Source organism: Pseudolysinimonas sp. (assembly GCF_044239695.1).
In the GTDB taxonomy this organism is placed as follows: Bacteria; Actinomycetota; Actinomycetes; order Actinomycetales; family Microbacteriaceae; genus Pseudolysinimonas_A.
This window is the reverse complement of the sequence record NZ_JBIIAW010000099.1, coordinates 1-10,025: the sequence shown is the minus strand read 5'-3', so window position 1 is coordinate 10,025 and position 10,025 is coordinate 1. Positions and strand designations below refer to the sequence as shown.

The 10,025-nt window shown below is 70.5% G+C and carries 10 protein-coding genes; 5 read left to right on the top strand and 5 right to left on the bottom strand.

The features are described 5' to 3' along the window. On the top strand, positions 1-901 hold a 901-nt coding region (locus ACILQS_RS13220; RefSeq protein WP_395640598.1), incomplete at its 5' end, for an aldo/keto reductase. Positions 902-915: 14 nt separating this feature from the next. On the opposite strand, the gene ACILQS_RS13215 is transcribed toward ACILQS_RS13220, so the two are convergent. From ACILQS_RS13215 to ACILQS_RS13195, 5 genes are all read right to left on the bottom strand, one after another. Further along, a complete protein-coding gene (locus ACILQS_RS13215) occupies positions 916-1,419 on the bottom strand; it encodes a TspO/MBR family protein (RefSeq protein ID WP_395640597.1) in 504 nt (167 codons plus the stop codon). Between the two features lie 76 nt (positions 1,420-1,495). Further along, positions 1,496-2,065, bottom strand: coding sequence for a YceI family protein (locus ACILQS_RS13210; protein WP_395640596.1), 570 nt, complete (start codon positions 2,063-2,065; stop codon positions 1,496-1,498). A gap of 68 nt (positions 2,066-2,133) precedes the next feature. Next, positions 2,134-3,501, bottom strand: a complete 1,368-nt coding sequence (locus ACILQS_RS13205; protein WP_395640595.1) for an NAD(P)/FAD-dependent oxidoreductase — start codon at positions 3,499-3,501, stop codon at positions 2,134-2,136. Beyond that, on the bottom strand, positions 3,486-4,868 hold the full coding sequence (locus ACILQS_RS13200; protein WP_395640594.1) for an aspartate aminotransferase family protein: 1,383 nt from the start codon (positions 4,866-4,868) through the stop codon (positions 3,486-3,488). The genes ACILQS_RS13205 and ACILQS_RS13200 overlap by 16 nt, the downstream gene beginning before the upstream one ends. Further along, on the bottom strand, positions 4,865-5,329 hold the full coding sequence (locus ACILQS_RS13195) for an Lrp/AsnC family transcriptional regulator (RefSeq protein ID WP_395640593.1): 465 nt from the start codon (positions 5,327-5,329) through the stop codon (positions 4,865-4,867). The genes ACILQS_RS13200 and ACILQS_RS13195 overlap by 4 nt, the downstream gene beginning before the upstream one ends. Before the next feature lie 114 nt (positions 5,330-5,443). Between ACILQS_RS13195 and ACILQS_RS13190 the strand changes: the two genes are divergently transcribed. The 4 genes from ACILQS_RS13190 (at position 5,444) to ACILQS_RS13175 (ending at position 9,945) form a co-directional block, all read left to right on the top strand. Continuing rightward, positions 5,444-6,880, top strand: a complete 1,437-nt coding sequence (locus ACILQS_RS13190) for an aminobutyraldehyde dehydrogenase (RefSeq protein WP_395640592.1) — start codon at positions 5,444-5,446, stop codon at positions 6,878-6,880. Between the two features lie 138 nt (positions 6,881-7,018). Then, a complete protein-coding gene (locus tag ACILQS_RS13185; protein ID WP_395640591.1) occupies positions 7,019-7,600 on the top strand; it encodes an FHA domain-containing protein in 582 nt (193 codons plus the stop codon). Between the two features lie 5 nt (positions 7,601-7,605). Then, positions 7,606-8,427 (top strand): PP2C family protein-serine/threonine phosphatase, encoded by an 822-nt coding sequence (locus tag ACILQS_RS13180; RefSeq protein WP_395640590.1) that lies wholly within the window; start codon positions 7,606-7,608, stop codon positions 8,425-8,427. Positions 8,428-8,511: 84 nt separating this feature from the next. After that, entirely contained in the window at positions 8,512-9,945 is a 1,434-nt protein-coding gene (locus ACILQS_RS13175) for a serine/threonine-protein kinase (RefSeq protein ID WP_395640589.1), read from the top strand. Positions 9,946-10,025: the final 80 nt, after the last annotated feature.

Below are 10,025 nucleotides of genomic sequence, written 5' to 3'. Positions count from 1 at the left end.
CAACAACCTCGGCCGACCCGGTGCCCTCACGTTCGACCAGGCGGGAACGGATGCCGTCATCCATGCCGCTCTCGACGCCGGCGTGACCTTCTTCGACACGGCCGACATCTACGGGGCCGAGTACGGACTGAGCGAGACCCGGCTCGGCGCCGCGCTCCAGGGTCGTCGCGACGAGGCCGTCGTCGCGACGAAGTTCGGCCACACCGCCTACGACAGCCCCCTGGCGGCGGTCGGCCCGCGCGGCTCGCGGGCCTACATCCGGGCCGCGGTCGAGGGCTCGCTCACCCGGCTGGGCATCGACACGATCGACCTCTACCAGCAGCACACGCCCGACCCGTCGGTGCCGATCGCCGACACGCTCGGCGCCCTCGACGAGCTGGTGCAGGAGGGGAAGGTGCGCCAGATCGGCAACTCGAACTTCGACGCCACGCAGTTGGGGGAGGCGGATGCCGCGGCCGCGGAGCTCGGCACCGCGCGGTTCGTCTCGGCGCAGAATCACTACAGCCTCCTCGCGCGCGAGGTCGAGGCCGAGGTGCTCCCGGCGGTCGAGCAGCTCGGCCTCGGATTCCTGCCGTTCTTCCCGCTCGCGAACGGCCTGTTCACCGGCAAGTTCTCCCGCTCCGAGCTGCCGGCCGACACGCGGATCGGACGCCAGCGTCCCGAGGTGCACGAGACCGCGCCCTGGGACGCGATCGAAGCTCTCGAGGCCTTCGCCGCGGCGCGGGGGATCGGCATCCTCGAGGCGACGTTCGGGTGGTTCCTCGCCCGGCCCGCGCTCTCCAGCGTCATCGCGGGGGCGACCAAGCCGGCGCAGATCCGGGCCAACGCGGCGGCGGGCAACGGCTGGCGCCCGACGGCGGCGGAGGTCGCCGAGATCGACGCGCTCTTCCCGCCGGAGTAGCCGCAGGAAGAGCGTCAGGACTGCAGGACGGCGATCCCGACGTTGAGCGTGGTGGCGTACAGCACCCACGCCCAGTACGGGATCAGCAGCACGGCGGGGAGCCTCCGCACCCGCCAGAACGCGATCATCGTCAGCAGCACGAGCACGTCGAGCGCGACGATGATCACCGCGGCGCCCCACAAGGCCGCGACCCCGAGACACGGGTAGAGGCCGAAGAAGACCGGCGTCCAGATCGCGTTGAGTACCAGCTGGATGACGTAGAGCCTGAGCGCGCGGCGCACCTCGGCGGGCTTTCGCTCCCGCTCGCGCCAGACGAGCCAGGCCGCGACCGCCATGAGAGCGTAGAGGACGGTCCAGACCGGGCCGAAGACCGCGCTCGGCGGGTTCCACGACACCTTGTCGGCGTCGGCGTACCAGCCGTCCACCTGCGAGATGGTCGCGACGCTGCCGAGGGCCGCCACGGCGTAGGCGATCCCGACGAAGGCGACGAGGACGAGTCCCTGCTTCAGCTTGTTCACGACTCGACGTTAGGGCCCGAACGACGAGGGCCGCGGGGACCTGACGTCCCGGCGGCCCTCGTTCTCGTGGGTGCGACTACGCCTGGAGGGCCACCTGGACGTCGATGTCGATCTTGACGTCGTCGCCGAGGGTGAGCCCCCCGGCTTCGAGGGCGGCGTTCCAGCTCACGCCGAAGTCGTGGCGGTTGATCGTCGTGGTGGCCGAGGCTCCGGCCTTGGTGTTGCCCTGGGAGTCGGTGGTGACGCCGCCGAGCTCGCCGGTCAGTTCGATCTGCTTCGTCACGCCGCGGAGGGTGAGGTCGCCGACGATCGTGAACTCGTCGCCGTCCCAGGTTCCGCCCGTCGAGTGGAAGGTCGCGGTCGGGAACTCGTCGACCTGGAAGAAGTCGCTCGTGCGGAGGTGGCCGTCGCGCTGCGCCTGGTTGGTGTTGACCGAGGCGACGTCGATCGTCGCGTCGATCGAGTGGATGCCGTCAGCGTCGTCCTGACCGGTCACGATCGTGAGGTCGAACTTCTCGAACGTGCCGCGCACCTTCGAGATCGCGAGGTGCCGGACCGTGAAGGCGATCGTCGAGTGGGTCGGGTCGAGCGTCCAGGTGCCCGCGACGAAGTTCGGATGGGTGGACAGGGTGTCAATAGTTGCCATGTCATCCATAATCGTTGACACGGCAACAAAATTCCCAATCGCCCGGCCCGTGGGCGTGTCGCCGCGATTCAGTGTCCGACGAGCGGCCCCATCACCTTCGCGATCACCGAGCTCCGCCCGGTGATGCGCTCCTCGACATCGGCGGCGGCCATCGCGAGCATCCCCGCGTTGGCCCCGAGGAAGCGCAGCGGTTCCGGCTCCCAGTCGGGGGAGCTGTGCCCGACCCACGGGAGTCGGGTGAGCTCGGAGTCGACTCCCGTGAGTAGATCGGCGAGCGTGCGACCGGCGAGGTTCGTCGTCGACAGTCCGTCGCCGACGTAGCCTCCGGCGCGACCGATGCGGCTCGCGGGGTCGTAGGTCACCGACGCGTGCCAGTCGCGCGGGACCCCGAGCGGGCCGCCCCAGCGATGGGTGATCTGCGCGTCAGCGGAGCCTGGGAAGAGCTCGGCGAGAGTGCGCCGCAGGTGCTCGAACACCCGGGGTGCGCGGTCGTACTCCGCCCGGATCGCGCTGCCCCAGTGGTAGCGCGCCCCGCGACCGCCGAAGGCGAATCGGTCGTCGGCGGTGCGCTGGCCGTAGATCAGCAGGTGCCGGTAGTCGGTGAAGGTCTGCCCCCGCCGCAGGCCCGTCGACTCCCAGAACTCGGGCGGCAGCGGCTCGGTCGCGATCATCAGCGAATACAGGGGCAGGATGCGGCGGTGCGTCGCCGGGAACGTCGCCGTGTAGCCCTCGGTCGCCACGACGACCCGATCCGCCGACACCACCCCGTGCTCGGTCTCGACGCGGCCGGGGGAGACCGAGGTGACCGCGGTGCCCTCCAGGATCCGCGCGCCACGGGCCTCGAGGGCCGAGGCGAGCCCGCGGACGAGCTTCGCCGGGTGCACGCTCGCGCAGTTGCGATCGAACGCCGCACCGCGCGCTCCGGATGCGCGCACCTCCTCGGCGCCCCGCCAGGCGATCTCGTCGACGCCGTAGTGCGCGGCCTCGGCGATCTCGGCCCGGGCGGCGCGCTCCTGCACGCCGGACCGGGCGTAGGCGACCGTGCCTTCGCGGGTGAAGTCGCAGTCGAGCCCCATCGCGGCGGTGACTGACCCGACCTCCGCGATCGTGGCGATCATGGCGCGCCGTAGGGCGAGGGCCTGGTTGCGGCCGTGCGCGCGCTCGAGCGACGCCGTCGACCGCGGGAACAGGGCGCTCAGCCAGCCGCCGTTGCGGCCCGACGCCCCGAAGCCGGCGATCTCCTTCTCCAGCACGACGACACGCAACCCCGGATCGCGGTCGAGCAAATACCACGCCGTCCACAGTCCGGTGAGCCCGCCGCCGACGATCGCGACGTCGGCCGTGGTGTCGCCCTCGAGCCCCGCCCGCGGGGTCAGGTCGCCGGCCGTTGCGTGCCAGAGACTGAGTCCCGAGTATGGAGTCAGAGTTTCGTCCACGCCTCGGCCAGCACGCCGCGCAGGATCGACGCGATCTCGTCGAACTCGGGTTCGCCGATCGTCAGCGGGGGAGCGAGCTGGATGACGGGGTCGCCGCGGTCGTCGGCGCGGCAGTACAGGCCCGCGTCGTAGAGCGCCTTCGAGAGGAACCCGCGCAGCAGCCGCTCCGACTCCGCGTCGTCGAACGTCGTCCTCGTCGCCTTGTCCTTCACCAGCTCGATTCCGAAGAAGTACCCGTCGCCGCGCACGTCGCCGACGATCGGCAGGTCCTTGAGGGACTCGAGCTTCGAGCGGAAGACGGGTGACAGCGTGCGCACGCGCTCCGTGAGCCCCTCCTCCTCGAAGATCGCCAGGTTCTCGAGGGCGACGGCCGACGAGACGGGATGCCCGCCGAACGTGTAGCCGTGGTAGAACGCGGTCGTGCCGTGCCGGAACGGCTCGTAGATCTTCTCGGAGACGATCGTCGCCCCGATCGGGGAGTAGCCGCTCGTCATGCCCTTCGCGCAGGTGATCATGTCGGGCTGGAAGCCGTAGGTGGTCGAGGCGAACATGTTGCCGATGCGCCCGAAGCCGGTGATGACCTCGTCGGCGACGAGCAGCACGTCGTACTGGTCGCAGATCTCGCGCACGCGCTGGAAGTACCCGGGCGGAGGCGGGAAGCATCCCCCGCTGTTCTGCACCGGCTCGAGGAACACCGCCGCGACGGTATCGGCGCCCTCGAACAGGATCATCTCCTCGATGCGATTCGCCGCCCACTGCCCGAACTGCTCGAGGGTGCCGTCGAAGCCCATCTCCTGGGCGCGGTAGTAGTTGGTGTTCGGCACCCGGAAGCCGCCGGGCACGAGCGGTTCGAACATCGCCTTCATCGCCGGGATGCCGGTGATCGCGAGGGCCCCCTGCGGGGTGCCGTGGTAGGCCACGGCCCGCGAGATGACCTTGGTCTTCGCCGGCATCCCCTGCAGCTTCCAGTAGTACTTCGCCAGCTTGAACGCGGTCTCGACCGCCTCGCCGCCGCCGGTCGAGAAGAAGACGCGGTTGAGGTCGCCGGGCGCGTAGTCGGCGAGCCGGTCGGCCAACTCGATCGCGTTCGGATGCGCGTACGACCAGATCGGGAAGAACGCCAGCTCCTCGGCCTGCTTCGCCGCCGCCTCCGCGAGCCGCTTCCGACCGTGTCCGGCGTTCACGACGAACAGGCCGGAGAGTCCGTCGATGTACTTCTTGCCCGTCGAGTCCCAGATGTGGTGACCCTCGCCCTTGACGATGATCGGCACCCCGTGCTCCTCAGCGACCGACTGGCGGCTGAAGTGCATCCAGAGGTGGTCCTTGGCCTTCTGCTGAAGGTCGGCTTCGTTGTACGACGCGGTCATCGTGTTCCCCAGTTGTAGAACTGCTTCTGCAGTTTCAGATAGACGAAGGTCTCGGTCGAGAGCACGCCCTCGATCGCCCGGATGCGGTGGTTGAGCAGCTCGATGAGGTCCTCGTCGCTCTCGCAGACGACCTCCGCCATCACGTCGAACGAGCCGGCGGTGAGCACGACGTAGTCGATCGCCGGGATCGCGGCGAGCTGCTCGGCGACCTTCGTCGTGTCGCCCGTGGCCCGGATGCCGATCATCGCCTGGCGGTAGAAGCCGAGCTGCATCGGGTCGGTGACGGCGACGACCTGCATGACGCCGGCATCCGTCAGTTTCTGCACCCGCTGCCGCACAGCCGCCTCGGAGAGCCCGACCGCTTTGCCGATTTCGGCGTAGGAGCGCCGGCCGTCCTCCTGGAGCTGCTCGATGATGCCTTTCGACACGTCATCGAGTGCCACCGGTTTGCCGCGCACCATGAGGCGATCCTGACACCCGGAGGCGGGCGTCGCAAGCGAATCCGCAGATGAGAGGGCCTCGGAGTGACGAAATCGGCAGTTTCGGCACGCGCGGCGTCGAAGTAGGGTGGGCGCATGGCCGATCGCACGCTGCGCAACTTCATCAACGGGGAGTACGTCGACGCGAAGGGGGACGGCTCGTTCGCCGTCCTCGATCCCGCGACCGAGGAGAGCTACGCGACCTCGCCCGTCTCCGGATCGGCGGACGTCGACGCCGCCTACAGCGCCGCCGCGGCGGCGTTCGAGGAATGGGGCGAGTCGACGCCCGCCGAGCGGCAGTTGGCGCTGTTCCGGATCGCCGACGAGATGGAGAAGCGCGCCGACGAGTTCGCCGACCTCGAATCGCAGGACACCGGCAAGCCGCGGGCCTCCCTCGTCGACGACGAGATCATGCTCTCCGTCGACCAGCTGCGCTTCTTCGCCGGCGCCGCCCGCAACCTCGAGGGCCGCGCGACCGCGGAGTACATGAAAGACCACACCTCGTCGATCCGCCGCGAGCCCATCGGCGTCATCGGTCAGGTCACGCCCTGGAACTACCCCCTCAACATGGCCGTCTGGAAGATCGCCCCCGCGATCGCCGCCGGCAACACGACCGTGCTGAAGCCCTCCGACACGACCCCGCAGTCGACCCTGCTGCTCGCCGAGGTGGCCGCCGAGTTCCTGCCGAAGGGCGTGCTGAACGTGATCACGGGCGACCGCACGACGGGCGGCCTGATGATCGACCACAAGACCCCGCAGATGGTGTCGATCACCGGGTCCGTGCGCGCCGGGATGGAGGTCGCGAAAGCCGCCTCCGCCGACCTCAAGCGCGTGCACCTCGAACTCGGCGGCAAGGCCCCCGTCATCGTGTTCCCGGATGCCGACATGGCCAAGGCCGCCGAAGGCATCGCGATCGCCGGCTACTTCAACGCCGGCCAGGACTGCACGGCCGCCACCCGGGTGCTCGTGCACCGCGACGCCCACGACGCCTTCGTCGCGGCGCTCGCCGGCTACGTGGCCGAGAACGTGCAGACCGGCGCGCCCGGCGACCCCGACACCTTCTACGGCCCCGTCAACAACGTCAACCAGTTCGAACGCGTGCTCGGGATGCTCGACGCGCTCCCGTCCCACGCCGAAGTCGTCACCGGCGGAACCCGCGTCGACGGCAAGGGCTACTACATCGAGCCGACGATCGTCGACGCCCTCAAGCAGGACGACGACGCCATCCAGAACGAGATCTTCGGCCCGGTCATCACCGTGCAGACCTTCACCGACGAGACCGAGGCGCTCACCTGGGCCAACGGCGTGCAGTACGGCCTCTCGTCCTCGGTCTGGACGAGCGACCACGGCCGCGCGATGCGCTTCGCCAAACACCTCGACTTCGGCTGCGTCTGGATCAACACGCACATCCCGCTCGTCGCCGAGATGCCGCACGGCGGCTTCAAGCACTCCGGCTACGGCAAAGACCTCTCGATGTACGGGTTCGAGGATTACACCCGCGTGAAGCACGTGATGTCCTACATCGGCGAGTAGCCCGGGTCGCACTGAGAAGCGGGTCGTGTCCTCGGGCCGAAGGAGCGGGGACCCCTACCCCGATCGACCCGAGGACACGACCCGCTCCGCAGCGCGCGGTGCTCACGGTCGTCACTCCGGGGGTGGAGGATAGGGACTGTGGAACCCGACCTCGACGACACCCGGTTGTCGGTTCCTCGCACCCCCCTCCTCGTTCCGACGGTCGACCTCGACGACACCGTCGTCCGCGGCCCCGCGCCGGCGGACGTCGCACCGCCGGCGCTCGTCGAACCGCCCGCGCCGGAGGCGCGGCAGTTACCGCTGTTCGTGGAGCCGGAGCTGCCGGTGGCCGACGACGAGGGGGCCGCACCGGCTCCCACGCGCGCGGAGTTCCGCGCGGTGCTCGCCGACGGCACCGAGGTGCCGATCGACGTGCCCGTGTACCTCGGGCGCAATCCCAGCATCCCGCGGATCCACACCGGGCCCGCGCCGCGCCTGGTGACGCTGGCGTCGCCGACGCGGGAGATGTCGGCCACCCATCTCGAGCTGCGGCTCCTCGGCGGGTCGCTCGTCGCGAGCGACATGCGCTCGACCAACGGGACGATCGTGCAGCTGCCCGGAGCGGCGCCGCGGACTCTCATCCGCGGCGAGTCGGCGGTCATCGTCGCGGGCACGCGCATCGACCTCGGCGAAGGAGCCGTCATCGACATCCTCGCTCCGCGCGCATCGGACGCCGAGTGACGAGCGTGGGGCGCGACCGCACCGGATTCCGGCTCGCGGTCCCGGGCAAGCGTCGCGGGTTCGTCCTCGACTGGGCCGGGCGATCGGACGTCGGCCGCAAGCGCGCGGTGAACGAGGACAGCGTGCTGGTCGGCCCGCCGATCTTCGCGGTCGCCGACGGGATGGGCGGACACGCCGCCGGAGATCGGGCGAGCGCCGCGGTCGTCGAGCGCCTCGCCGCGCTCCGTGCCGAGGCCGACCACGGCTACCTCGATCTGGCTCGGCTCGAGGGCGCGCTCAACGCCGCCGCCGACGACATCGACGACTTCTCGGCGCACATCCCGATCGGGGCGGGCACCACCGTCACCGGCGCGCTCCTGGTCCTGCGGGACGGCGAGCCGACGTTCGCGGTGTTCAACGTCGGCGACAGTCGCGTCTACCTTCTCGCCGACGACGAGTTCGCCCGAGTGACCCGCGACCACTCCGTCGTGCAGGAGATGGTGGATGCGGGCCTGCTCGACGCCCGCGACGCCGAGGACCACCCCGACAGCAACGTGATCACCCGCGCCGTCGGGTTCCGCGAGCCGCCGCGCCCCGACGTCTGGATGCTGCCCGTGCGCCCCGGGATGCGCCTGCTGCTGTGCTCCGACGGACTCACCAAGGAGGTCGACGACGGCCAGATCAGGCGGCGCCTCGCCGCCGGCGGCACCGCGGCGGAGACGGCCGACGGACTCATGGATGCGGCGCTCGCCGCGGGCGGTCGCGACAACGTGACGGTCGTGGTCATCGACGTCGCCGCGCCCGCCGCGAAGCCCCGGCGCGACACGGATAGCACGCGCCCCCAATAAGGGGAAACCCCTTCGCGGGGCAGAGGCCTCGCGGGGCGGTCCGCCTACAATAGGGCGACCCGCGCGGCATGGAGAGGGGGGTCCATGGCGAGGCGACTGCCATCTCAGCCCCCCGTGCTGCCCGGATTCTCCTACGTGCACATCCTCGGTTCCGGCGGATTCGCCGACGTCTTCCTGTACGAGCAGAACATGCCGCGCCGCCAGGTGGCGGTCAAGGTCATGCTCAGCGAGGTCGTCAACGACCAGGTGCGGCAGATGTTCCAGGCCGAGGCGAATCTGATGGCGCAGCTGTCGGCGCACCCGTCGATCCTCACCGTCTACGAGGCGAGCGTCTCCGGCGACGGACGCCCCTATCTGGTGATGGAGCTGTGCTCGTCGAGCCTCTCCGAGCGCTATCGGCGGGAACGCATCCCGGTTCCGGAAGTCCTGCGGATGGCCGTCAAGATCGGCTCCGCCATCGAGACCGCCCATCGCGCCGGCGTGCTGCACCGCGACATCAAGCCCTCCAACATCCTGACGACCGCGTACGGGCATCCCGTGCTCTCCGACTTCGGGATCGCCTCCACGCTCACCACGCAACGGGAGGAGGACGCGGTCGGCCTGTCGATCCCGTGGTCGGCACCCGAGGTGCTGCTCGACGAGACGTCGGGCACGATCGCGAGCGAGGTCTGGGCCTTCGCCGCAACCGTCTACTCGTTGCTCGCCGGGCGCTCGCCGTTCGAGGACCCGGGCGGATCCAACAGCAGCAGCGACCTCATGTCGCGCATCGCGCGGGCCAAGCCGCAGCCGATCGGGCGCCCCGACGTCCCGGCGAGCCTCGAAGCCCTGCTCAAACGCGGCATGTCGCGGCGTCCCGACGGCCGTCCGGCGAGCGTGCTGGAATTCGTGCGGGAGCTGCAGACCATCGAAGCCGAGCTCGGCGTGCCGCAGACGGCCCTCGAGATCGCGATGGACGAGTGGGCGCTCGGCACGGTCGCCGACCTCGAGGACCGCACCCGCTTGCGTCCGCTGCCGGGTGCCCGGAACGCGCCGACCCCGCGCCGTCGGCGGCGTCGGGCCGCTGCCGCGGGGGACTACGCCGGGATCGGCACGGTCCGCGAGGCCTCAGCCCCGCCGCGGCGGTTCTCGCACAGCCGGCCGGGCACCGTTCCGCAGCGCGGGGTGCAGGCCGTCACCTGGCTGCTCATCGCCTCGGCGGTGCTCGTGATCGCCCTCGGTGCGACGGCGCTCGTCGTGCTGCTGCGGGCGTCGACCGACGACCAGCTGCCGGTCGTCTCCGACATCTCGGCGACGACCGGCAGCGGTACGGTCGAGTTCTCCTGGCAGGATCCCGGTCTCGCCGACGGCGACCTCTACGAGGTCGAGGTCAACGGCGTCCGCACGGCGACCCAGGCGCAGCCGCGCTTCGTCGTCGACACCGCCCCGGGCGACACCGTCTGCCTCGCGGTCACCGTCAACCGCCAGGGCAAGCCCGGCGCGCAGAGCGCCGAGAAGTGCGTCGACGTCGCGGATGAGTGAGCAATGAGCCTCCGCTCCTGGGTGGCCGGGCACCGGTCGCGGGTCGGCCCCGCGCGGAGCGGCGCGGGCGGGGGGGGCCA

Excerpts from the sequence above, each read along its gene's own strand:
- ACILQS_RS13210 (WP_395640596.1), bottom strand. The coding sequence starts at position 2,065 with ATGGCAACTATTGACACCCTGTCCACCCATCCGAACTTCGTCGCGGGC.
- ACILQS_RS13200 (WP_395640594.1), bottom strand. The coding sequence starts at position 4,868 with ATGACCGCGTCGTACAACGAAGCCGACCTTCAGCAGAAGGCCAAGGAC.
- ACILQS_RS13195 (WP_395640593.1), bottom strand. The coding sequence starts at position 5,329 with ATGGTGCGCGGCAAACCGGTGGCACTCGATGACGTGTCGAAAGGCATC.
- ACILQS_RS13190 (WP_395640592.1), top strand. The coding sequence starts at position 5,444 with ATGGCCGATCGCACGCTGCGCAACTTCATCAACGGGGAGTACGTCGAC.
- ACILQS_RS13175 (WP_395640589.1), top strand. The coding sequence starts at position 8,512 with ATGGCGAGGCGACTGCCATCTCAGCCCCCCGTGCTGCCCGGATTCTCC.